At 60.4% G+C, this 24,184-nt stretch carries 20 protein-coding genes; 8 read left to right on the top strand and 12 right to left on the bottom strand.

Annotated elements, in window-relative coordinates; translation table 11 throughout:
* Positions 1–302 precede the first annotated feature (302 nt).
* The gene (locus tag WKW77_RS31175; protein WP_340360767.1) at positions 303–1,202 is read left to right on the top strand and encodes a LysR substrate-binding domain-containing protein; all 900 of its coding nucleotides are present in this window, start codon (positions 303–305) and stop codon (positions 1,200–1,202) included.
* Positions 1,203–1,255: 53 nt separating this feature from the next.
* On the opposite strand, the gene tsaC is transcribed toward WKW77_RS31175, so the two are convergent.
* From tsaC to WKW77_RS31130, 9 genes are all read right to left on the bottom strand, one after another.
* On the bottom strand, positions 1,256–1,831 hold the full coding sequence (tsaC, locus tag WKW77_RS31170; RefSeq protein WP_340360766.1) for an L-threonylcarbamoyladenylate synthase type 1 TsaC: 576 nt from the start codon (positions 1,829–1,831) through the stop codon (positions 1,256–1,258).
* Between the two features lie 78 nt (positions 1,832–1,909).
* Positions 1,910–2,695 carry an SDR family NAD(P)-dependent oxidoreductase gene (locus WKW77_RS31165; RefSeq protein ID WP_340360765.1) on the bottom strand — a complete coding sequence of 262 codons (786 nt, stop codon included), beginning with the start codon at positions 2,693–2,695 and terminating at the stop codon, positions 1,910–1,912.
* 24 nt (positions 2,696–2,719) lie between these two features.
* Positions 2,720–4,054, bottom strand: coding sequence for a four-carbon acid sugar kinase family protein (locus WKW77_RS31160; RefSeq protein WP_340360764.1), 1,335 nt, complete (start codon positions 4,052–4,054; stop codon positions 2,720–2,722).
* A 26-nt stretch (positions 4,055–4,080) separates the two neighbouring features.
* Positions 4,081–5,343: a ribulose-bisphosphate carboxylase large subunit family protein gene (locus WKW77_RS31155; protein WP_340360763.1), complete on the bottom strand. Its 1,263-nt coding sequence runs from the start codon at positions 5,341–5,343 to the stop codon at positions 4,081–4,083.
* Positions 5,344–5,560: 217 nt separating this feature from the next.
* Positions 5,561–7,051: a sugar ABC transporter ATP-binding protein gene (locus WKW77_RS31150; protein WP_340360762.1), complete on the bottom strand. Its 1,491-nt coding sequence runs from the start codon at positions 7,049–7,051 to the stop codon at positions 5,561–5,563.
* Positions 7,048–8,028 carry an aldo/keto reductase gene (locus tag WKW77_RS31145; protein WP_340360761.1) on the bottom strand — a complete coding sequence of 327 codons (981 nt, stop codon included), beginning with the start codon at positions 8,026–8,028 and terminating at the stop codon, positions 7,048–7,050. Before WKW77_RS31145 ends, WKW77_RS31150 begins: the two co-directional genes overlap by 4 nt.
* 7 nt (positions 8,029–8,035) lie before the next feature.
* The gene (locus WKW77_RS31140; RefSeq protein ID WP_340360760.1) at positions 8,036–9,109 is read right to left on the bottom strand and encodes an aldo/keto reductase; all 1,074 of its coding nucleotides are present in this window, start codon (positions 9,107–9,109) and stop codon (positions 8,036–8,038) included.
* A gap of 39 nt (positions 9,110–9,148) precedes the next feature.
* Positions 9,149–10,144, bottom strand: a complete 996-nt coding sequence (locus tag WKW77_RS31135) for a substrate-binding domain-containing protein (protein ID WP_340360759.1) — start codon at positions 10,142–10,144, stop codon at positions 9,149–9,151.
* A gap of 25 nt (positions 10,145–10,169) precedes the next feature.
* Positions 10,170–11,186 (bottom strand): ABC transporter permease, encoded by a 1,017-nt coding sequence (locus WKW77_RS31130; RefSeq protein WP_340360758.1) that lies wholly within the window; start codon positions 11,184–11,186, stop codon positions 10,170–10,172.
* Positions 11,187–11,680: 494 nt separating this feature from the next.
* Here WKW77_RS31130 and WKW77_RS31125 point away from each other — a divergent pair, with 494 nt between their 5' ends.
* The 6 genes from WKW77_RS31125 to glcF all read left to right on the top strand — a co-directional run bounded on the left by WKW77_RS31125 (position 11,681) and on the right by glcF (position 18,296).
* Positions 11,681–12,712 (top strand): aldo/keto reductase, encoded by a 1,032-nt coding sequence (locus WKW77_RS31125; protein ID WP_340360757.1) that lies wholly within the window; start codon positions 11,681–11,683, stop codon positions 12,710–12,712.
* 9 nt (positions 12,713–12,721) lie between these two features.
* Positions 12,722–13,216 (top strand): hypothetical protein, encoded by a 495-nt coding sequence (locus WKW77_RS31120; RefSeq protein WP_340360756.1) that lies wholly within the window; start codon positions 12,722–12,724, stop codon positions 13,214–13,216.
* Positions 13,217–13,238: 22 nt separating this feature from the next.
* On the top strand, positions 13,239–14,120 hold the full coding sequence (locus WKW77_RS31115; protein ID WP_340360755.1) for an N-acyl homoserine lactonase family protein: 882 nt from the start codon (positions 13,239–13,241) through the stop codon (positions 14,118–14,120).
* Between the two features lie 322 nt (positions 14,121–14,442).
* Complete coding sequence (locus WKW77_RS31110) at positions 14,443–15,948, top strand: FAD-linked oxidase C-terminal domain-containing protein (RefSeq protein WP_340360754.1); 1,506 nt, start codon at positions 14,443–14,445, stop codon at positions 15,946–15,948.
* Between the two features lie 2 nt (positions 15,949–15,950).
* A complete protein-coding gene (gene glcE / locus WKW77_RS31105; RefSeq protein WP_340360753.1) occupies positions 15,951–17,066 on the top strand; it encodes a glycolate oxidase subunit GlcE in 1,116 nt (371 codons plus the stop codon).
* Positions 17,067–17,072: 6 nt separating this feature from the next.
* Entirely contained in the window at positions 17,073–18,296 is a 1,224-nt protein-coding gene (gene glcF, locus WKW77_RS31100) for a glycolate oxidase subunit GlcF (RefSeq protein WP_340360752.1), read from the top strand.
* Between the two features lie 41 nt (positions 18,297–18,337).
* Here glcF and WKW77_RS31095 read toward each other — a convergent pair whose 3' ends face one another.
* From WKW77_RS31095 to WKW77_RS31085, 3 genes are all read right to left on the bottom strand, one after another.
* Positions 18,338–19,360: a TRAP transporter substrate-binding protein gene (locus WKW77_RS31095; RefSeq protein ID WP_340360751.1), complete on the bottom strand. Its 1,023-nt coding sequence runs from the start codon at positions 19,358–19,360 to the stop codon at positions 18,338–18,340.
* Between the two features lie 45 nt (positions 19,361–19,405).
* The gene (locus WKW77_RS31090) at positions 19,406–21,283 is read right to left on the bottom strand and encodes a TRAP transporter large permease (protein WP_340360750.1); all 1,878 of its coding nucleotides are present in this window, start codon (positions 21,281–21,283) and stop codon (positions 19,406–19,408) included.
* 621 nt (positions 21,284–21,904) lie between these two features.
* Positions 21,905–22,756: an alpha/beta fold hydrolase gene (locus tag WKW77_RS31085; RefSeq protein ID WP_340360749.1), complete on the bottom strand. Its 852-nt coding sequence runs from the start codon at positions 22,754–22,756 to the stop codon at positions 21,905–21,907.
* 548 nt (positions 22,757–23,304) lie between these two features.
* On the opposite strand from WKW77_RS31085, the gene WKW77_RS31080 reads away from it, so the two are divergent.
* Positions 23,305–24,183 (top strand): beta-keto acid cleavage family enzyme, encoded by an 879-nt coding sequence (locus WKW77_RS31080; protein ID WP_340360748.1) that lies wholly within the window; start codon positions 23,305–23,307, stop codon positions 24,181–24,183.
* Position 24,184 lies beyond the last annotated feature (1 nt).

The raw sequence follows: 24,184 nt of genomic DNA, 5'->3' as shown, positions 1-24,184 counted from the left end.
GCACGTAATGAACATCGCAGCAGGCTTGCTGGTCATGATTCATATCGCGAATCTGGCTTCGCATTGGCTGGCAACCAGTACGGGATCATGATCGCCAAAGCAATCGAAGCGCCCGGCGGCTGGTCGACCATGCATCGAAAGCCAAAGCAAGCTCTCGGTTCAGGCGACCGAATCGGCCACTACATGTACTTAAAAGTCATAGCTTTACGAGGCCGATGGTTGAGATTTTAGAAAGTCGAAATAGAATGGACAAAGGAGTTCTTCGATACGAGCTGTGAAGTTTTATGACAGCACAGGATTCAATGACTTTGAAGGAGGGCGGCGTGCGTCAGCGCCTGCCCCTCAATGCCTTGCGAGCCTTTGAGGCGACGGCGCGCCTGAGATCAATGAGCGCGGCGGCGGACGAATTGCTGGTCACTCACGGGGCGATCAGCAGACACATTCATTCGCTCGAAGAACAGTTTGGACTGCCCCTGCTTCAGCGTTTGGCCCGATCAGTCGAACCGACCCCAGAGGGGGCGGCGCTGGCGACCCAACTCACCGACGCCTTTCGGCTGATGCAGATGGCGGTGGCGCGCCTGGCGCCCGGCCCAGTGACGTTGTCGTGCTCAGCCACGATCATGATGAACTGGTTGATACCGCGACTCAGTGATTTCAAGCGGGCCAATCCGGAAATCGAGATTCGGCTGAACATCAATCATGGCGTTCTGGATTTTGTTCAGGACCAAGTAAGTATTGCCATCCGAACGAGCATGGTCCGCGCGCCGCAGGATGTGGTGATAAAGCCTTTGCTGCGCGAGCAGACCGGACCGCTCTGTCACCCGGACTACGTTGCGCGCCATGGTTTGGATTCGATCGAAGCATTGTCGCGAGTGCGAATCCTGACGGCAGCGACCCGGCCCAACGCCTGGGCGGAATGGACACATAAAGTAGGGCACGATGGCCTTTCGCTTGGAGCTCATGAGAGCTATGAGCATTTCTATCTCGTGATTCAGGCTGCCGCATGCGGCCTTGGCGTCGCGCTCGCGCCTCGCTACCTAGTGGAGAACGAGATGAACTCGGGGGCGCTGGTTGCCCCTTTTGGCTTTGTGGAAAGCGACCATTCGTTGAACCTGTGGATTGCGCCGCATGAACGTTTGCGCGATGAGGTCCGCAAGCTCGCGACATGGATTGAGGAACACATGGAGTACGCGACTCCATAGTTTCGCTCTTCCCATGCAATCTACGAGGACACAACTTCTTTGTGGAATGGGATCTACGCGCGGACAGTCCGTCCAGTGAGGGCATCGAAGATTGGCGTGGGGGCTGAGCTGCCTCCAGTCGGGCCTGCAACCACGCCGTCGAGCGTCGTCCCGAAGTAATCGGCGACCGCTTGGGCGCTGCGCGCAGGCGGTCTACCGTGCGGATTTGCGCTCGTCGAGATCAGGGCGCCCCCGAACGCACGACATAGTTCCGCCGCGGGCTCGTGCTCGGTGACGCGCAATGCAATGCCCTCATGCGTGCCAACCACCCACGCCGGGACCTTGGAGGTTCGGGGGAGTATCCAGGTAACTGGGCCCGGCCAGCTGGTTTTCACCCTTCGGAGCATTCGCGTCGGAACGCGGCTCTCGTCGACGTATTGCAGTACCTGTTCGTAGTCTGCGGCGATCAATAGGAACCCCAGTTCATTGCTACGCTGTTTCAGTTGAAAAAGGGAGGCCGTAGCCCGAGCATTGTGGGGATCGCATCCCAGCCCGTAGGTGCCTTCGGTCGGATACGCGATCAGGCCGCCGTCGCGTACCAAAACTGCAGCTTCCTTGATGGTTGACAGGGTGAAGTAGCGCAGCTTCATGACGAACCTCAGCGTTCCGGCGGTGGCGGGTGAAGTGAGGCGGGTCAGTGCGCCGCAGTAGCGAAGAAGTGACTTCGATCAGGAAGGAGTCTTCTTGCGGCCGCCGAACATCAGCCCTGCCGTACCGAAGCCGCCATCAACATTGAGCGTGTGGCCCTGCACATAACGGGATTCATCTGAGCAAAGGAAGATGGCTGCATCGCCGATCTCTTCAGGACTGCCGTAGCGGACCATTGGGATCAGATAGTTGTATGCACTACGGGTGGCTGCATCGTGCGCCGTCGCGGCCATTTCAGTCTCGATTGCGCCCGGAGCGATATTGTTAACGTTGATGCCATACTCAGAGAGCTCGACAGACATCACCTTGGTGAGAAGCTCGAGTCCCGCCTTCGCCGATCCGTAAGCTGCGCGCCCGTTGCCGCCGCGCTGCCCTGAGAGCGATGCAATGTTGATGATCTTCCCGCCGTGACCCTGATCCACCATTTGTTGAGCACACGCCTGCGCGACCAGGAACGCACCAGTCAGATTGATCGAGATGGTCCGATTCCAGTCTTCCAGTTTTGTCTGCAGAAATGGCGTATTTCCACCGATGCCAGCGTTGTTGATCAAGATGTCAAGCTTGCCAAAATGACGCACCACCCCCCCGACCATCGCTTGGACCGAAGGTTGGTCGGCGACATTGACTTCGATTCCGAGGGTGCGCACGCCACTTTCCGCCAGTTTCGCCGCTGCCGACTTTGCTCCATCTGCGTTGATGTCTGCGATGCAGATGTTCGCACCTTCACGGGCAAGGGATGTTGCGATGGCAAACCCGATGCCTCGAGCCCCACCGGTGATCAGTGCGGTCTTGTCTTTCAGTCTCATGATTTTCCCTTCTCTTCGGATGCATCACTGGCGGCCAGCACGAACTGCCGCGAAAAAGTCGGGCGCGCCGGTCTGGCCACCCTTGAGAATCAGCTCCAGGCCATCAATGGCCGGTACGCTTGAATGGGCGCGACAAAGGGGAGCTCCCGGTGCCATCGGGGCGATCGCTGTCAATGCATCGATTCCCAGGCGCAGGGCCGCTTGACCGGAGGTATCGCCACCTGAGATCACGACGCGACGAACACCAGTTTCGCTGATCAACCGCTTCAGGATGTCTCCGAGAGCAGCGCCCAAGTGATCATTGACGGTCGAAAGCGGCGTTTTGGAAGCTGCGACGGCGGCTCGGAAAGCCTCTACTGCCGGGTCCTGTGGCCCAGCCGCGGTGAAGACCAATGGACTACGGCCCCCTGCGAGTGCTGCCTTCGCCAGTTGAGAGACCCGAACGACCTCTTTCGCGAGACGGCTTGCATCGGTCGCCAACGCCGCGTTCAATCGGATGAGTTCGAAGCCGTTGGCTTCCGCGTGGCTGATCTGGGCGGCAGTGACGGGAGACACCGAGCCAGACACCGCTGCAATGTTCTCTGCCGCTGTGAACCCGGGGGTGCTTCGGCAGACCGTCAGCAGGCCAGCGGACCGCCAGTAGGCTATCAAGGCTTGTTCAACGCCCTGAGATCCGACAGCAAACAGCGGCGTCGCTCCTTTCTTCCACATGAGACGGCCGGCCTCGACGAGGGTTTCGGCATCTAGCACATCGAGCGATATGATCTCCGCCCCGCCGGCAATCTCGTCTTCAAGCATCTTCGTTGCGCCACCTCGCTTCATCGTGACGAAGTCCACGAGCCCGATGCGCCGGTCCGTCTGACGGGCGAGGTGACGCCCCAGGTCGGCCTCATCCATTGGAGTCGACGGGTGTACGGACATCGTCGGATGCCGGTCCAGCCTGAATCCAACTCCGTTCGAGTGGGCGAAAAGATTGCCGAAGGCTTGAAATCGTCCCATGCCCGGATCAGAGACCACCAAGGGTGTCCAACCCTCGAAGTACTGCCGTCCAATCTCAGCGGCTCGGCCAATACTCCCGATGTGTGGTGCAGAGTCAAACGTCGAGCACACCTTGTAGTGGACGATCGGCGCACCGACTTCGCGGAGTCTCGAGAAGATCGGGGGAAGGTGGACATTCATCCACTCCGGGGATCGGGCACGGGCGATGCCGGCGATTCCGATGCCCCTGTAGCCCGAGAAAGCCGCCAGCCGTTCTGCCGAGGGAGGAGCCAGGAACAATACCGTTTCGAGGCCCGCAAAGGCGAGAACTTCCATGGCCGCCGAAGAGCCGGTGAAGTCATCGCCGTAGAAGGCGACCAAGGGCCCCGCCGGAAGAGGACGTGCTGTCATGCCGACGGCCGCTCCAGAGCTGCGCTGAGAGCAGGATGTGAAGAACCGTACTCAGTCAATGGAATGCCCTTGATCGTTGCCTCCCATGCCTCTCGTAGAGCGGTAACGCCGGCAGCTGCCCCATCCGGATGAGCCAGGATGCCCCCACCGGCAGTCATGATCAGGTCGGGAGAGCCCAGTCCAGCGAAGGTGCCGGGAGCCTGGTGAACCGTTTGACCCGACGAAAAGACAGGCATTACCTTGCATGGCTTCTCCTTGAACATGGGCGTCATACAAGCCCTGGCCGACTCGATCACGCTGTCGTCCGGTTCGGAGAACTTGTTGCCGAGACCGTTGACGTGCATATGATCTGCCCCGGCAAGTCGCCAAATCTTGTGCCATGCATTGAAGGACCATCCGAGTTGAGGATGCCTCGAAAGATAGCCCCAGCCGTTGCGATGTGCATGGATTGGCAGCTCGGAGAATTTGGCAAGCTCGATGAATCCCGCAAGACCCACCGAGTTGACGCTGACCATGAGGCATGTCGCGCCGTTCCTTACCAGGAAATCATGCCGCCGCTTCATCTCTTCGACATCGCCCGTGAGATTGAAGGCGTACATCGCTTTCTTGCCGGTGCGGTCGGCGCTCGCATTAATCTCACGCATCACCGCCAGGACCCTGTCGTTGAAAGGGCAGTTCGGGCCATCGGCTTGCAGCTCGTCGTCCTTGATGAAATCAATCCTCGCTTCGCAAAGGTTGGCGACCAAGGAAGCCGTCTCTTCGGCAGTGAAGCCGACGCTCGGCTTGATGATGGTTCCGATGATAGGGCGTCCATGCACACCGGCGAGTTCGCGCGTCCCATCGACCCCAAACTTCGGCCCCGTATAGACACTGGCAAACTCATCGGGCAAACGGATGTCCAGGAGACGAAGCCCGCTGACTTGCCGAAGCTCGAAGAGATTGCCAGCGACGGTCGCCATCAGGTTGGGCAATGAAGGCCCCAACGTGGCGAGCGGCCAGGAAATAGTCACCCTTGCACGAACAAGACGCTCGGCCAGCGGGCTCGGCTCAGCGCTCGGCAAAGAGCGAGTTCCGACGAATTCCTCCAGGACATCGACCTCGACTACCTCCGCCGCCGCACGCTCGCGAAGTTGAGTAGTCTCGCCAGGCACTCTCACAAAGGTGCCGCTGGATTGTTCTCCAGCCATCACTTCTGCCGTTCTGAACGGGTCGCCAGGCGTTTCCAGTAGATAGTCTGCTTGGATTCGGGGCTGTTTCATATGGGTCTCTCAAGTGTTGTCGCGTGCTTCAATGACTGCTGCAGCAGCGGTAGCGGTGTCGTGTCGGCTTGCTAGCCCTCAGAGCAAAGTCGCCTTGGACGTCCCGCATGGTTGAAATCTAAAGGAAACTCAACCAATCCACACTCCAGTTCTTCGACCGGACTTGTGAGGTTTGCTGATATGCGTGCCATGCGTGGGAAGCCGGAGTTGAGACGAGCTATGCGGCCATGTCCAACATGACTTGTTGAGTGGCTTGCGAGCGCGGCAACTCTCCCTTCGTGCGCCCGTTCTTGAAAATAACGATTCGATCGCTGACCTCGAGAATCTCAGGGGCTTCTGATGACACGAGGAGAACCGCGCCTCCCTCAGCCACAAACTTGCGCATCAGCGAATAGATTTCCTGCTTCGCCCCCTCGTCGATCCCACGGGTGGGTTCATCGCAGATGAGCAACTTCGGTCGCGATGAGAGACACCTGGCGAACACGACCTTTTGCTGGTTCCCGCCACTGAGGCTTTCCGTCGCGAGGTTGTAGGAAGCAGCCTTGATCAGCAATTCCTTGCCCATCCGAGAAACCAAGGAACTTTCACGCTGTCGATCGATGAAAACTCCAAATCTCGATAGCGGCTTCAGTGTTGACAGGCTGATGTTGTGCCTGATGGACGCCGCCGGAATGATGCCGGACTGTTTGCGATCCTCGGATACCATGGCGATGCCGCGGCGGATCGACTCCCGAGGAGAGGACACCGGTAAGGCACCCCCACAAAATTCAACGTGACCTGAGGTTGGCCTGCGTGTTCCATATACGGCCTCCAGAAACTCGGTTCTTCCAGAACCGAGCAGGCCGTATATTCCCACGACCTCTCCAGCGCGGACTTGCAGTGAAATCTCGTCGAAACATCCTTCCTGGGAGAGGCCCACGGTACGGAGCATCGGTTCCCCAGCGGTCCTTTCCGCCGATGCGGAGCGAGTCGTCAACTCGTGCCCGAGGATGGCGGTGACGAGTTGCTTGCGGTCGATGTCGGCAATGCATCCGCTCTCGACCCAACATCCGTCGCGGAACACCGTGTACTCGTCGGCGATCTCAAAGATCTCGGTCAATCGATGCGAGACATAGATGATGGCCGATCCGTGTGCCTTGACGAGCCGTATCGCGTCAAAGAGTACGTGCGTTTCATTCTCGCCAATCGCAGAGGTCGGCTCATCCATGATGACGATATCTGCCTCATAGCTGAGCGCCTTTGCAATCTCCACGAGCTGGACCTTAGCCAGGCTGAGGTCTCGCATCTTGGCGTCGGGCGGAACGTCGAACTTGAGGCGTTCCAGCAGCTCGGCCGCATCGGCGCGCATTCGCGCGAAGTCGACGAATACGCCGGCACGGCGCGGTTCCCGGCCCAAGTACAGATTCTCTGCGACGGTCATCTCCGGAACAGGAGAGAGCTCCTGAGTAATGATCGCGATTCCATGGCGCAATGCTTCGCTTGCCGAATCGAAGTGGGCGTCCTTCCCCTTGACTCTGATCGTGCCACCATCCCGTGGAAGCAGGCCCATCAGAATGTTCAGAAACGTCGACTTGCCCGCGCCATTTCCGCCGCAAAGAGCGTGTACCGTTCCCGACTTGAGACGCAACCTGCCATCGTGCAAGACAGTCACGCCATTGAAGGACTTTGTCACACCTTCAGCTTCAAGGAGCAAGCTGGCCGTGTTCATTCGAACCCCGCAACCGCATGCGGAACGTAACTCTCTTCGAGTTCTCGAAGTTCGTCCGGCTCCAAGACAAGATCGAGCGCGGCCACCGCGTCCGAAAGATGTTCAATCTTCGATGCTCCCACGATGGGGGAGGTCACGCCAGGTTGTCTTACCACCCAGGCAAGCGCAACTTGCGCGCGCGGCACTCCGCGAGCTGCCGCAACCTTTGCAACGGCTTCGACCACCGCCTTATCGCTAGCCAGCGTTGAGCCGAACATCCTGTTGCCGGCATCGTCCGTCTGGGTGCGAAAGTTCGACTGGTTCCAATCACGCGTCAGTCGGCCGCGGGCGAGGGGGCTCCAGGGCATGACCCCGACACCTTCGGAACGACATAGCGGAAGCATTTCCCGCTCCTCCTCGCGATTGAGCAAACTGAGGTGGTCCTGCATGGAAATGAAGCGGGTCCAGCCGTGCAGGTCCGCCGTGTACAGCGCCTTTGCAAATTGCCAAGCGTACATTGATGAGGCGCCGATGTAGCGAGCCTTCCCCGCCTTGACGACATCGTGGAGTGCCTCGAGGGTTTCCTCGATGGGCGTTGCGTAGTCCCAGCGGTGAATCTGATAGAGGTCCACGTGGTCGACGCCGAGACGGCGCAAGCTCGCATCGATCTCGGTCATGATGGCCTTGCGCGATAGACCACCGACGTTTGGAGCTGCGCGCGAAGGAAAATAGACCTTCGTCGAAATGACGACTTCATCCCGGCGAGCCATATCCCGGAGCGCACGGCCGATGATTTCCTCGGAGGTCCCATCCGAGTACGCATTCGCCGTATCGAAGAAGTTGATGCCTTGTTCGATCGCTGATCGAATCAGCGGCCGGCTCTTCTCTTCGTCGAGGGTCCAGGGATTGGTGCCGCGATCAGGCACCCCGAAAGTCATGCACCCGAGGCACAACCTCGAAACCTTCAGCCCACTCTTTCCAAGATTCGTGTACTCCATCTTTGTCTCACTCTTGGTGTGTCGCTCCAGGGATTCGCTTCGCTGGGGTTGTTGGTGCGTCGGCCGGAATCAGTCCTCGCTCGCGCAGTTCGCTCCAGAACGCTTCCGGAATCGAGGAGCTCGCGGCATCGAGGTTTGCCTCGACATGATGCGAGCCTAAGGCGCCGACCACCACCGAGGAGACACCAGGGTGGCTTCGAACAAACTGCAGGGCGGCTGCCGGCAGTGTGACGCCGTGCCGATCGCACACCTCCTCAAGGGCTCGCACGCGCTTGAGGATTTCGGCCGGGGCCGCCTGATAGTCGTAGGTCTGATTGGTCGCATTCCCTTGGCTGCCTTCGGCAAGGATTCCGGAATTGAAGACGCCTCCGGCGATGATCGAGATGCCACGGCGCTTGCATTCCGGGAAGAATTCCTGCAGCGGCTCGTGGTTGAGAAGGGAGTAGCGTCCAGCGACGAGTGAACAATCGAGCTTGAACTCTCGTGAGATCTCCAGAACCGAGGCTGTCTCGTTCACGCCAAGTCCGATCGCAGAGACAGCACCAGAACTCCTAAGCTCGTCCAACGCCCGAAACCCGCCGTCGCGAAGTTGCTTCAAGTACCTTGGGTAGCTCTCCTGGAACCAAACCCTACCCACGTCATGCACGTACAGGATGTCGATGTGATCAGCGCCCAATCGCTGCTGACTATCCTCGAACGAGCGCAAGATGCCGTCGTAGCTGTAGTCGTACTCATCGACAAATGGCAGCGGCTCGATCCAGTTGATCGGATACAGCGTCTCGGCGCGCGCGGCACGGCTGGCGGGCTTGAGGACTCGCCCAACCTTTGTGCTCAGCACGACGTCGCCGAGCAAACCGTTGACGCGCAGGATGTGGCCGAGCGAGTGCTCGGCCTTTCCAAGCCCATAGAGCGGCGCGGTGTCGAAGTATCGAACGCCACGTTCGTATGCTGCCAAAATGACAGCCTCGAAGTCGCTAAATGGCACTGGCACGCCACATCCGCCGAGCGGTGATGTTCCCACACCGATCGTTGTCACCGATACCGCCGTTTGGCCAAGGCGCCGCGTTTCGAGCTCTGTCATGATGGGTCTGAAGTTAGGGCGAAGTCAGGGTGGGGGGACTCAGTCTTTGTACTTGGCGACGTTCGACTTGCTGAGCGGCAGCCACGGCACTGTGTAATTCTTGGCCGTACCGTCGCCCCAGGCCATCAGCCCATTCCAGACTTCGGACTGCGGTTTGTAGCTCGGGCCTTCGAGAGCTCTCAGGGCCAGGTCCAATGCCCCTTGTCCCTCGGCACGCGCGTACTTGTAGAGCGTCATGGTCATGGTCCCATCGGCTACAGCTCGCTTTCCGTCTGGAATTCCGTCGATCGCCACGACCGGAACCTTTGCCAGATTCACGTTCTTGGCCTTCATGGCTTCAATGGCTCCCAGCGCCATCTCGTCGTTCTCGGCCAGTACGCCGTTGATCTGGTTGGGGTACGCGGACAGCCAGTTCTCCATCAGGGCCTGTCCCTCCGCGCGGCTCCAATTTCCGGACTTTGCGACAAGCAGCTTGAGGCCCGGGCTTTCCTTCATCCCGGCATCGATGCCCCGCCGGCGCTCGAGCTGGGCGGATTGGCCAATGGGTCCCTCAAGAAGCGCAATGTTCCCCTTGCCACCCAAGAGCTTCGACATCTCGACTGCAATGAGTCGCCCACCCTCCACGTCGTCGACAATGATCTCCGAAGTCAGCTTCGTTGACTTTGTTTTCAGGGCTGATCCGATGACCGGAATGCCGGCCGCAATGGCTCTGTCAATCGGCGGGCCCGACGCATCCAGGTCGAAAGGTGCGATGACGATCGCGTCGAACTTCTGGGTGATCATCGTGTCGACCTGGTTTGCCTGAACGAGGGGGTCAAACTTCCCGTCGAAGACGACCAACTTGACGCGACCATTCTTCACCCACGGGTGCGCCATCATTTCCGTCGTCCAGGTGTGCATGTATTCCGCGGACTCCCCGAAGGACGCAGCAGCGATCTTGTAGATCTTGTCGGCCGCGACTGCAAAGTTGGCGACTACCAAGCTTGCGGCGACAGCCGCGCTTTTCAGAATCATGCGACGCGAGTGGATATTCATCATTGTCTCCTGTTGATTAACTCTCTCAAGAACGGGCGCGGTCAAGCGCTACTGCCAAAATGGTGATGAGGCCTTTAACGAGTTGTTGGTAGTAAGAATTGACGCCCACCAGGTCCATTCCGTTATTGATCGTCCCGATGATGAGTGCGCCTACCAATGTGCCTACCAGCGATCCTCGTCCTCCATTGAGGCTGGCCCCGCCAATCACGACTGCGGCAATTGCGTCCAGCTCGTATCCGGCACCTGCCTGAGGTAGCGCCGCCGTAGTTCTCGCGGTCAAGATCACCCCCGCGAGCCCGGCCAGTGCTCCGCAAACGACATATGTTGATGCCGTGATCAGTCGAGTGGACACGCCACATGTTCGGGCAGCTTTGGTGCTGCCTCCCACGGCGAAGATGTAGCGGCCCCACGCCGTGTACTTCATGCTCGCATACGCCGCAACGAAGACAATCGCGAGGATCAATACCGGCACAGGGATGCCCGAAAGGTCCCCGCCGCCGAACCACAAGAACGAGCTGGAAAGGTTCGGGATGGGGCGTCCATCGGAGTAGATCAATGTCATCCCACGCGCCATGCTCAACATGCCGAGAGTCGCGACGAATGCGGGTAAGGAAAACCTCGCGACCAGAAACCCGTTGATTCCCCCCAGAAGAGCACCAGCCAGGATCCCGGCCGTGACGGCGATGCCGGTTGACTGCAGGATGGATCCAGCTTGAATGGTTCCAGCGAGCAGTCCCGAATGCATGGTCGCGGATGTCGCGAATGTGGCGGACACCATTCCGCACAGGGCCATCACGGACCCGACCGACAGGTCGATGCCGCCTGCCAGGATGACGAAAGTCACGCCGATCGCGAGAATGGCATTGATGGACGACTGGCGTAGCAGGTTGCGCCAATTGTCTATCGTCATGAAATATTCATTGGATAAGGCGAATACAACGCAAACCAGGATGAATACCCCGACAATTCCGAACGACCTGACGTTGGGAAAAATACTGGAATACCGTGGCAGTTTTCCGAGCGGGAACGCTTGGGTCACCATTTGCCTTGTCTCCTATTTGTATGTCGTCGATCGAGCGAGAGCCCAAGTCCCCGCGAGTTCGTCGCTACCATGGCGAGGAAAAGCTCGCGAGTTTTTTTAAATGCTAGTGATCGACTGGGGCTTCAACAAACGAGATTAAGGCCGCGCGGTGTGAGGAAAGTTCACCGCAGACCCTCTTGGCGACGAGCGGGAGGAAGCGCGGGTCATCCCGATGAACCGCCTGCCGGACGGCCGCGGCGCAGCGGGATGAGGTGCACCCCGGGCCGCGTTGCAAGCGGCCCTCCCGTTGGATGCTCTGCCTCTTGGTAAGAGCGCAGGGTGCTACTTGCAGCCCCGGCAGCCTGCTCATGTCGGTGATTTTTTTTCACAGACGGCCGCAATAAAGTGATTAGTGGGTCGGCCGAGCCCGTCCTTACCATTTCGAGGCGCTCAAAGCGCGGCTCCTGTGAAAGAGCAAGCTTTGAACTTTTGCAAGCCGGTAAGGAGACAAATTCATGCCAACACTCGATAAGCGCCGTCTGGGTTCGACCAAGGTGGAGATCACGCGCCTGGGCCTAGGAACGGTTCCGATCAGCGGCTTTGGGGAGCCGGCCAACTACGCGAAATTCGAAAGCGTCATCCTCTCCGCATTCGAGCGCGGGGTTAGATACTTTGACTGCGCACCGATGTACGGGCTCGGCTTGTCAGAGCACTTTCTTGGTCACGCGCTGAGAACGAATGAAATCAGAGATCAGGTCGTGGTCAGCACGAAGGCAGGGCGCGTGCTCAAGCCAGCGAGTCGTGCCAAGAAGATCGAGAGTGTCTACGGCATCGAGTGGCGGAACGGACTGCCATTTCTGGACGATTACGACTACACGTATGACGGGATCATGCGGTCATTTGAGGACAGCCAGCAGCGCCTGGGACTCGACCACATCGAGATCCTCTATGTTCACGACGTGGGTACTGCATGGCACGGAGAAAAGAGCGAGTACTACTGGGACCAGTTGCGCGCCAGTGGCTACAGGGCGCTCGACGGCCTGCGCAGCAGCGGCGCCGTTGGTGCCATCGGCTTGGGCGTCAATGAAACCGAGTCAGTCCTGGGCGTGGCGAAGGAGTTCCAGCTCGATTGCTCGATGATTGCTGGCCGGTACACCCTACTGAATCATGGGCCGCTGGCTTCGGATTTCCCCGAGCTGCAGCGCCGCAATATCTCTGTCGTCGCTGCCGGCGTCTTCAACTCTGGTGTTCTTGCCGGTGGTGGGCGCACCTACGACTATCAGAGCGCGCCGGCATCGGTGATCGAACGTGTACAAGCCTTGGATCGGACTTGCCAGCAGTTCGGCGTGAGTCTAGCGACCGCCGCGCTGCGATTTGTCTATGAACATCCTGCAGTTGCCTGCGTCGTACAAGGGGCTCGCAACGACGCCGAGGTCGCGCAGAACGTCGATTCCACCACGGCCGGGGTCCCTGCGGCGCTCTGGGCTGAACTCAAACGGTTGGAGCTGATTCCTGCGAACGCTCCTGTTTCAGCCCTGGCGGGTTGAGGTGCCGCCGTGGATCGCTATCTCGGCACTTGGGCCGTCGCGTCCCGTGAGGCGCATCGGGAAAGCGCGGCGAGCTATGTCGTGGACGTGCGGCCAGCGTTCGACGCGCTGATCAGCGTGGCGGCGCAAATGTCTGCAGCGCTGGTGGCGACGACGACGGGCTCCAGGGATTCGGCTATTGCCGGCTTCATTCTCGAAGCAGCGCGGGGTCTGTTTGACGAAGCGATGGATATGCTGCGATCAATCCGCGTTCCGCCGGTCGGCCGACACAACCATGCACATTTGGGGCGGGCGGCGGCTCTCATCGGATCCGCACTTTCGCTGGCTTGTGAGAGTCGATCAAGGCGCTTGAATGGCGACCTTGACGGGATCATCGCTCGGCTGCGTCGCGGTTGGGGAGAACTCAACGCTGCGTCGAAATCAGTGCCGGGGCTCAGCGTCCTCAACGTCAGCGAATGTTGTGGAGCACATGCGCCCATCGGCTCAGCGGTGATTGCCCCGTAGTTCAACATCAAGGGGTAAAGCAATGATGCACTATTCGATCTGGGTTCTTGAATACGCGCGCGTAGAGCAGCATCCGCTTAGCGCGACCTTGTACGGTTCGCATAACGCAGGTACTTGCTGCCTACCGTTCTCCTACGTGTTGCTGAAGGGTGACGGCATCGTGGCCCTCGTTGACGTTGGCCACAACCACGTCGACTACAAGAAGGAGTTCGCCGAGCAAATCGGGGTGACAAACTGGCGTTCTCCAACGGATGTACTCGCCGAATGCGGAGTGGGTCCGCAGGACGTGACGCATGTCTTCATCACGCACGCACACTTCGACCATATGGGTGGATTGGAGTTCTTTCCGAACGCCACGTTTTACATCCAGGAACGCGAACTGACGAGCTGGGTCTCTACGATGGCCCTCGGAAGGCGATTCCGATCACTGATGGGTGGTATCGACCCGAGCGACATCATGCGTCTCGTGGATCTTGGACGTCAAGGGCGTCTGGTTGCCGTTGACGGATTCCGGGAGAACATCCTGCCAAACATTGATGTTCATCCTGCCTTTGATACGCATACGCCTGGCTCGCAGTATGTTGTTGTTCGCAATGGCGGGGGCGATGAGCGGACCGGAGATACCTGGGTTCTCGCCGGTGATCTGGTCTACAAACACGAGAACCTGCACGGAGGCGACGAGAAGGATCCGTTCTACATTCCCGTTGGCCTCGCCACCGGTAGTCAGACACGCTTGATCATGACTTCTGACGAAATGTTGAGGCGCGTCGACGGGGAAGTTTCAAGGGTGATTCCCGTCCATGAGGAGCGGCTGAAGGACTTGTTCCCTTCCAGGCCGAGCAAACATGGTCTGCAGGTCATTCAGCTATGCCTGCGCCAATCCGACGTGAGTGTTGTCGACTGAGGTCGGCGATTCGCATCACTTGCGGAGAAACGGAGATGTTAATAACCATGCGCAAGGTTCCGCAGGTCCAGGACCCTCATATCGTCATCGCGTGCATTCGTGCCTGCGTCTGGGCGCATGTCGAAGGCAGACCGTTTAGTCATCTTCATCGCGCGGTGCGCGGTCCATTCGAGCCCGGGCGGGCCACACTGCGTACGCCTGAAGTCATGGTCGAGCGTGCCACAACCCCTGACTAATCCGCGATGCGTTCGCAACCCTCCGAACAGGGAGCATGCGTTTCTGCTTCCACGAGCCGCCAGAATTTGGATCGACACACGATGCGATGGATTCGTTTTTGACCACTGTGCAGCGCGAGCTGCTTTTGAATTCAGAGCTCCAAACTCGCGTCGTTGGAGAACTCCTGCAATTCCTGCCGTCCCACGCGGTGCTCTGGCAGCGCGAAGACACGGTCCCCTATGAATGCGACGGCCTCACGGCCTACCGCATGCGTCCGCTCGTGGTGGCGCTGCCGGAGACCGAAGCCCAGGTCGCCGCCGTGCTCAAGGCCTGCCATGCGCTCGGCGTTCCGGTGGTGGCGCGCGGCGCCGGCACCGGGCTCTCCGGCGGCGCGATGCCGAATGCGATGGGCGTGACGCTGTCGCTCGCCAAGTTCAACCGCATCCTCAAGATCGACCCGGTGAGCCGCACCGCCGTCGTGCAGTGCGGTGTGCGCAACCTCGCGATCAGCGAGGCGGCTTCGCCCTTCGGCCTCTACTACGCGCCCGATCCGTCCAGCCAGATCGCCTGCACCATCGGCGGCAACGTGGCCGAGAACTCGGGCGGCGTGCATTGCCTGAAGTACGGCCTCACGCTGCACAACGTGCGGCGGGTGCGCGGCTTCACTGGGGAAGGCGATCCGGTCGAGTTCGGCGGCGAGGCACTCGACTGCGCGGGCCTGGACCTGCTGCCGCTGGTCATCGGCAGCGAAGGCATGCTCGCGGTCACCCTCGAAGTCACGGTGAAGCTCGTGCCCAAGCCGCAACTCGCGCGCTGCATCATGGCCAGCTTCGACGACGTGCGCAAAGCAGGCGATGCGGTCGCGGCCGTGATCGCCGCCGGCATCATCCCGGCCGGCCTGGAGATGATGGACAAGCCCATGACCGCTGCCGTCGAGGACTTCGTGCACGCCGGCTACGACCTCGATGCTGCCGCGATCCTGCTGTGCGAATCCGACGGCACGCCCGAAGAAGTCGAGGAGGAAATCGGCCGCATGACCGATGTGCTGCGCGGCTGCGGTGCGACCGCGATCGCGGTCAGCGAGAACGAGGACGAGCGCCTGAAGTTCTGGAGCGGCCGCAAGAACGCCTTCCCCGCCTCGGGCCGCATCAGCCCCGACTACATGTGCCTGGACTCGACGATCCCGCGCAAGCGGCTCGCCGACATCCTGCTCGCGATCCAGGACATGGAGAAGAAATACAGGCTGCGCTGCTGCAACGTCTTCCATGCGGGCGACGGCAACCTGCACCCGCTGGTGCTGTTCGATGCGAACGACCCGGACGAGCTGCATCGCTGCGAGCTGTTCGGCGCCGACATCCTCGAGACCAGCGTCGCGATGGGCGGTACGGTGTCGGGCGAGCACGGCGTGGGCGTCGAGAAGCTCAACAGCATGTGCGTGCAGTTCACGCCCGAGGAGAACGAGCAGATGTTCGCCATCAAGCGCGCCTTCGATCCGGCCGGCGTGCTCAACCCCGGCAAGGTGATCCCGACGCTGCAGCGCTGCGCCGAGTACGGCAAGCAGGTCTTCCGCGCCGGCCAGCCGCAGCCCTTCGCGGACATTCCCCGATTCTGAACATGGGCAGCTCCATTTCCTCTCCAGCCCTTCGCCAGATCACCGAGCGCATTCGCGCTGCTGCCGCCGACGGCACGACGTTGTCCATTCGTGGTGGCGGCACCAAGGACTTCTACGGCGAGCCGCCGCAGGGCGAGCCGCTCTCCACGCGCGGGCTCACCGGCATCACCAGCTACGAGCCGAGCGAACTGGTCGTCACCGTGCGCGCCGGCACGCCCCTGGCGGAGCTCGAAGCGGCGCTCGCCGACAACGGTCAGTGCCTCGCCTTCGAGCCGCCGCGCTTCGGCGCTGGCGGAACGGTCGGCGGCATGGTCGCCGCGGGCCTGAGCGGCCCATCGCGCGCCAGCGTCGGATGCGTGCGCGACTTCGTGCTCGGCGCGGTGCTGGTCAACGGGCGCGGCGAGGTGCTGACCTTCGGCGGGCAGGTCATGAAGAACGTCGCGGGCTACGACGTCTCGCGCGTGCTCGCGGGGTCGCTGGGCGTGCTCGGCGTGATCGCCGAAGTGAGCCTCAAGGTGCTGCCGGTCGCGCCCGCCGAAGCCACGCTCGAGTTCGCCTGCACGCAGGCCGATGCGCTGCGGCTGCTCAACGAGTGGGGCGCCCGTCCATTGCCACTGAACGCAAGCTTCTGGCGCGAGCGTGATGGTGTCGGCGTGATATCTGTGCGCCTGCGCGGGGCTGTTGCGGCGGTTGAAGCAGCTTGCACACACCTCGGCGGCGAGCGAAAAGATTTGGAGCGTTCTGTCAGCAGATGGCAATTGCTGCGCGACCAGCGCCACGCATGGTTCGCAAGTCCTGGGGAGCACGACCTCTGGCGGCTTGCCGTCCCTCAGACCGCGCCGGTGCTCGAAGTCGCGGGCAGCACCCCCATGATCGAATGGCACGGCGGCCAGCGCTGGTATCTCGCGCCGCCGGACCAGCGTCCGCAGCTTCGCGCGGCGGCACAGGCGGCAGGCGGCCATGCGACCTTGTTCCGGCCGTCGGATGCGCACGGCCACCGCGTGCTCGGCCGCTTCGATGCGCTCAGCGCGCCGGTGGAGCGGATCCACCGCGCATTGATGCGGGAGTTCGATCCTCATGCCGTCTTCCATCGCGGGCGCCTCTACCCCGCAGCCTGAACCCCCATGCAGACCGAACTCGCCCCCGAATTCAAGAACACGCCCGAAGGCCGCGAAGCCGAGGCGATCCTGCGCAAGTGCGTGCACTGCGGCTTCTGCACCGCGACATGCCCGACCTACCAGCTGCTCGGCGACGAACTCGACGGGCCGCGCGGACGCATCTATCTCATCAAGCAGGTGCTCGAAGGCAAGCCGCCGACGCAGAGCACGCAGCTTCATCTCGATCGCTGCCTCACCTGCCGCAACTGCGAAACGACCTGCCCGAGCGGCGTGCAGTACGGCCACCTCGTCGACATCGGCCGCAAGATCGTCGAGGACAAGGTGCCGCGTCAGCCCGCGGACAAGGCCCTGCGCTGGGCGCTGAAGGAAGGCCTGAACTCGCCGCTCTTTGCGCCCGCGATGAAGCTCGGCCAGGCGGTGCGCGGACTGCTGCCCGCGAAGCTCAAGGCCAAGGTGCCGGAGCCGCGTCCCGCGGGCGCGTGGCCGCAGCGCACGCATGCACGCAAGATGCTCATGCTCGCGGGCTGCGTGCAGCCGGCGATGGCGCCCAACATCAACAGCGCGACCGCGCGCGTGCTCGATGCCGCTGGCATCCAGGTGGTGATCGCGCCCGATGCCGGATGTTGTGGCGCGATCAAGTTCCACCTCAACGACCACGAGGGCGGCCGCGCGCAGATGCGCGCGAACATCGATGCCTGGTGGCCGCAGGTCGAGAAGGGCGAGGTCGAGGCGATCGTGATGAACGCGTCGGGCTGCGGCGTCACGGTGCGCGAGTACGGCCACATGCTCAAGGACGACTCGGCCTACGCGGAAAAGGCGGCACGCATCAGCGCCCTCACGCGCGATTTGAGCGAGCTGCTGCCGGACATCGCGCCGACGCTGAAGCCGCGCGTCAAGCCGCCTTCGGGCCTCGTCGCCTATCACCCGCCGTGCACGCTGCAACACGGCCAGAAGCTGCGCGGCGGCGTCGAGAAGCACCTGCGCACGCTGGGCTTCGACGTGCAGGTCGCGCAGAACGAATCGCACCTGTGCTGCGGCTCGGCGGGCACCTATTCGGTATTGCAGCCCGAGCTGTCCTACAAGCTGCGCGATCGCAAGCTCGGCCACCTGAACCAGCTCCAGCCGAGCGCCATCGTGTCGGCCAACATCGGCTGCATCACGCACCTGCAGAGCGGCAGCGAGGTGCCGGTGCGGCATTGGGTCGAGTTGTTAGATGGCGCAATGCGATGAGGAGCAACTGCGCGCTGTTCGGGAATACTCGTCTGGCACCTTCAACCAAGGCTGCCGCACGATTTTTCCAGCAGCCCCCAAAGCTCTTCACCGTACTTGGCGCGCCATTCCTTGTAGAAGCCCGCCTGCACGAGGGCTTCACGGAAAGGTGCCGTCGCCGGTTGATCGACCACCAGCCCTTTCTCCTTCAGCTGCGACAAATACGTCACGACGTTAGCGGCCATGTCCTGGCGTTCCAGAAGCGCAGCATTGTTGATGTGCTTGTTGGCGAGTTCCCGGAGATCAGCAGGTAATCCCTCCCAGGAAGCTCGCTGCGCTATGCAGAAAAAGCCATCCCACATGTGATTGGTCAGCGACAAATACTTCTGCACTTCAAAAAGCTTCGCCGTGACGATGTTGGCGAGAGAGTTCTCCTGGGCGTCCACGATCTTCGTCTGCAGTGCCGAGTAGAGTTCGTTGAAGTTGATCGTTGTCGGCGCAGCGCGGAAGTCTTTGAACATGGAAGTCCATAGCGCACCGACCGGGACTCGAATCTTTAGGCCCGCGAGATCCTTTGGCGTGTTGATTGGCTTGGTGCTTGTCGTGATGTGGCGGAATCCGTTATCCCACATCTTGTCCAGAGGAACCAGTCCCGCCTTCCTGATCTGAGTGCGAACATAGGCGCCCACTTCGCCGTCCATCGCTCGCCAGACTGCAGGCAAGTCCGGGAAAATGAACCCGAGACCATAAACCGATGCAGACGGGATCATGGTCGACAGCACGTTGATCCCGGAGTTCAGGAACAAGTCCAGAGCTCCGGCGCGTATCTGCTGGAACATGTCCTGGTCGCTACCGAGCTGGTTGTTCGGAAACACTCGGATCTCGAGGCGGCCATTCGACTCCTGTAAGATCTTCGCTGCGGCTTCCTTCGAGCGCGCAGTGATGGGGTGACTCTCAGCGAGGTTGAAGCCAAACTTCAGGACGTACTCGGGCGCAGCCCATGCGCGCCGGGGCGTCAATCCCACTCCCAATGCGGCAGCGCCAGCAGCGCCAGCTGCAATGAACCTGCGTCTTTGAACTTTCATTTCTCGTCTCTCCTCGTTGAGTGAATTGCGAAGGCTGCAGCGGTGTCAGATCAGACCGATCGAGAGCCACGGAACGCTGGCGACGATCACCAAGCCGACTAACATGGCGGCGATGTAGCCCAGGATCGGTCTCATGCCCGCGTCCGGATTGACTCGTCCGATAGCCGAGGCGGCGTAGTAGCCGACACCGAAAGGCGGTGCGAACAGGCCGATGCCCATCGAGAGCACCACGACCATCGCGTAGTGAACTTCGTGGATGCCCAAGGCACGCGCAATCGGAAACAACAGCGGCCCGAACAGCACGATTGCAGGTATGCCTTCGAGCACGCTGCCGAGGATCACGAAAGCAATGATTGACACGACCATGAAGCTTGCGGCGCCGCCGGGGAGTCCCGTCATCGCATCACTCAGGGCTTTCGAGAATCCCGACTGTGTGAGGGCCCAGGCCATCGCTGTCGCGGTGCCGATAATCAGGAGAATCGAACCGGACAGGCTTGCGGTGTCAACCAGCATCGGTCCCAAGCGCTTCCAGTTGAACTGGCGGTAGATCACGAGCCCGGCAACTATGGAATAGGCGATGCCAATGGTCGATACTTCGGTTGCCGTGGCGACACCCTCAATGACGGCTGCGCGAATGATGAAAGGCAGGACGACAGCAGGCAGGGCGATCAGAAGTGCGTTGCCAATCTGCTTGAGCGTGGCGCGCTCGACGTCAGCGAGGCTCTCCTGACGGCAACGCCACCAGACCACAGTGCAAAGCATTGCGCCGAGCACCAGGGCGGGGATCATGCCGCCCGTGAACAGAGCTGCGATCGATACTCCGGTCACCGATCCGATGGTTAGCAGGACAATGCTGGGTGGAATGGTTTCGGTTTGAGCACCTGTCGCTGCGAGCAGTGCGACCAAGTCGCCCTCATGCGCACCGCGCTGTTTCAACTCGGGAAACAGAACTGGCGCAACTGCGGCCATATCTGCTGCCTTCGATCCCGAGATTCCGGAAACCAAATACATGGCTCCAACGAGCACGTAGTGCAGTCCACCACGCACGTGGCCCAGAAGACTGGCGAGGAAAGCTACCATGGCCCGCGCCATGCCGGTCATCTCAATCAGTTGCCCAAGGAATACGAACAAGGGGATAGAGAGAAGAATGAGGTGACTGACCCCCTCGTCGATGCGTCCGACCATCACCAACACGGGTGTTCGTGTTGCGAGGGCGAGGTAGCCGATCGTTGCGAGTCCGAACGCAAACGCGATGGGAACACCCGCGAGCACGCATATCGCGACGGCTCCGACGAAGAATATGACCAGGTTCAGGTTGCCAAGCGTTTGAAACATCGGCCTACCCAGCCATAGCGCGCATGAAACGAAGGCGACCGCAAGAAGTGCTAACCCGATCAACCTCAAATCGCCGAAGCGAAGGAGCCGGGTCACTGCAAACAGAGCCATTAACGCGAATCCGGCAAACATCGCCGATGCACGCCACGAATTCTGCAGATCCAACGCGGGTGTTCGGATCATGGCCTCACCCGCCGCGTATTCGAACGAGTAGGGCATGATGATTGCCAAGAAAGCGAGCGCTCCTGCGACGGCGACCACGTCGAGAAACGCCCTGGCCCCGGGTGAAGACTTGCTCACGAGAGCGGTCATCCGCATGTGCTCGCCGCGGCGGAACGCAATCGCGGCGCCCAGCATCGCGAGCCACAAGAACAGCATGGATGCAATTTCGTCAGACCAGATCAATGGTTGGTGCATGACATATCGGGAGAAGACGCCCGCTGCCAGCACGCAGATTTCTGCAGCGACCAATAGCGCAGCCCCAACCTCGACGACTTGGCCGACAACATGTTCGACAGCCAGTGCCGAGCGCGTCAGCGGGGCCAACTGGTCACCCCGTCTTTCGTTCACCGAATGAGCTACGTGCATGATCAGCCCCCGATTGAGCTGAGGGCGACAGAGGCATCAGGAAGCGGCGCGTGGGGAAGCCCTTCGGCGTACTTATGTTGATCGAACACTTTTGTCTCCTTCATTTGTGGTTCAGGCACCCCTGACCACCTCGGAATGCGCGGGCTTTCTACTACCGTTACCACCCTTGGGGCTGCAAAAAAGACCTCTCCATCGCCTCCATTCAGCGACAGCCGAGATCTTCACGCAGAGGGTGCGGCATAGCCATGCAGAAGATCGAACAGCCGGGCAGCCGGTGTTTCACCTCCTCCAAGGCTTGCCTAGTGCGACCGACCGCCTAGTTGCGAGTGGACAAAGGTTAAGCCCTCAATCTTGTCAGGACAAACGACTTGCTCTCTCGAGGTTGTGAGAAAAACTGATATGTGGATAAGGGGTAACCCTGAGGCCCGGGACGTGGTCCGATGGAGCCCTATTCAAGATTCAAACACAGACAATTGGCAAAGCTTCATTGGGGGAAGGCCGGGCTATGCGGTCGCGGCGAATGCTTTTCTAGGTGCGTCCGCGGGCGAGTTAGGCGATGCCGATTGGCGTAGGGTGATGTGAAGTTTGCTGTGACTCAGCAAGCGGGTGCCTAACCCCTCATCAACCTCGAAGGAAAGCGGACATTTCAGCGATCACGAATTCCGGTCGCTCTTCTGCGACCCAGTGTCCGCAGTCTGGGATGGTGCCGCCCTTTACGTCTTGGCCGACGCGCTGTAGCGAGGTGAAGCCTTCTTCGCCGCGTCCCATCGATTCCGCGCCACCGTAGGCCAGGATCGGCATGGTCAAGCGGCCATTGCGCAAGAACTCTTCGTTGTCACGGACGTCCTGAGGCACGTTGCGGTAGTAACTCAAACCGGTGCGCAGTGTCGCGACATCACGGTAGGTGCGCAGATACTCCTGTATGTCCGACTCCGACATCGCATCCGGCCGGTGTCCGAATTGCCGGTAGAACCAGCGGTAGTAAACGTCTTCCCGACCGGCGATAAGAGCTTCGGGCAGATCCAAGGTCTGATGAAACGCATGATGCCATCGCCGGCCCGCCTGCGAGTAGCTTCCGCTGCCGTCGCCGGGCACCGCGGCGTCCCACATCACCAACTTCTGCACCAGGCCCGGGTGAAAGGCAGCAAGGGCGAATGCTGCCGGGCCCCCCCAGTCATGACCCGCCAGGTGAATCTTCTTCAGGCCGAGATGACCTTGCAGAAGATTTGCGATCTCGCCCGCGACGGTCCGCATATCAAATCCGCTGGATGGCCTCGAACTGTCACCGAGCCCCCTGAGGTCGGGGGCGATAACTCGATAGCTTTTTGAAAGTTCCGGCATGACTTTGCGCCATGCATACCAGGTCTGAGGCCAGCCGTGCAGAAGCACGAGGGCTGGGCCTTCACCGGCAGTGACGAAGTGAACAAGGGAGTCGCCAACTTTCGCGTAGTGGTGCTCAGGTGCAAATGTCATGGAGTCATTCCGAACGAGGTTTTGACAAGGGGTGCTTAAAAGCAATTCACCCAGTTTCCCTATCAATGCAGTGCGTTTGATGAGAATTCGAAAAGAGCCTTCGAGCGAACGCGAGGGGCGCAACTTAGGCCATCGAAAACTCATGCTACGTATCGGTGAGCTTGTGAGCAACCGACTTTCAATCCGGCACGTGTGAAGAAACATCACAAGGTCCAACTTCCTGGTGTCGGGTATTGAGGCGGCTGGAACTCGGCGCACCATCGAAGATTTACTCACATGTTTCCAGAGCGTGGTACGGGGGGGCGGAGTCGTTCCTCTGCCTCCAACGCCGCGGCGCGCAGACCTCCCGCGGCTCGGGCCCGTGCCTCCCGGGCTGAGTCGGTTGCGCTTTCATTCGGAGGTCTTCTGGCAATCGATTCTTCTCGGACCTGTTTGTCGGATGAGCAACCAGATGAACTCGACCGTGGCGACGACTACGGGGAAACCCTCTGAAAGATCATGGGAGGATAGGCGTATGGTCTACCTATCAGACCAAGGAGCTGCACGAAATGGCGCGCAAAAAACTCATCATCGAGGCTCGGATCAACGAGTACATGCCCCGCTCCGCCAACCCGAACATCCCGTACACCGCGCAGGAAATCGGGCGAGAGGCCGCCAGAGCACGCGAGGCCGGGGCGAGCATCATTCACTTCCACGCAAGAACGGCTGACGGCAAGCCCGCGCATGACGTAAAAACTTTTGCGGCAGCTATCCGGGCGATCAGAGCCAATTGCGACTGCCTCGTCTTCCCGACTTTGGGGCAGATCTCGAATGAGGGCGAGATGGGCCGCCTGACACATATCGAAGAGTTGTCGAAGGACCCGGCCACCCGCCCGGATCTTGCTCCGATCGACACAGGTAGCACAAACATCGACCGCTACGACGACGTAAATCGCCGGTTCCTGAGTGATCGTGCAACTTATTTGAACAGGACCGGTGTGCTTGAAGCTTTCGCGAAGCGCCTACCGGAGCTGGGCGTGAAGCCCCAATTCGTAAGTTGGAATGTGCCATTTACGCGCATGTTCAATGCCCTGCGTGACATGGGCCTAGTGCAGAACACTCCTTATTTCATGTACGAACTGACGGATGAGGGAATCCTCGGCGGACATCCGGGAACAGTGAAAGGCCTCATGGCGCATCTCGAGTTCGCGCCGAAGGATCCGATCGAGTGGACGGTATGCAACAAGATTGGAAATCTGACCGCGCCAGGTACGGCATCGATTGAGCTGGGGGGGCATGTCGCCGTAGGACTGGGTGATTACGGCTGGCCAGAACTGGGGACGCCGCACAACGGCGAAGTTGTTCATCGATTTGTTCAAATCGCGAAGATGCTCGGCCGAGAGATTGCGACGCCTGCGGACACACGTGAAATGTTTCAAATGAACTAGC

Source organism: Variovorax ureilyticus, from assembly GCF_037889935.1.
GTDB lineage: Bacteria > Pseudomonadota > Gammaproteobacteria > Burkholderiales > Burkholderiaceae_C > Variovorax > Variovorax ureilyticus.
The sequence above is the reverse complement of the archived record's forward strand: the minus strand, read 5'-3'. Positions and strand labels throughout refer to the sequence as shown.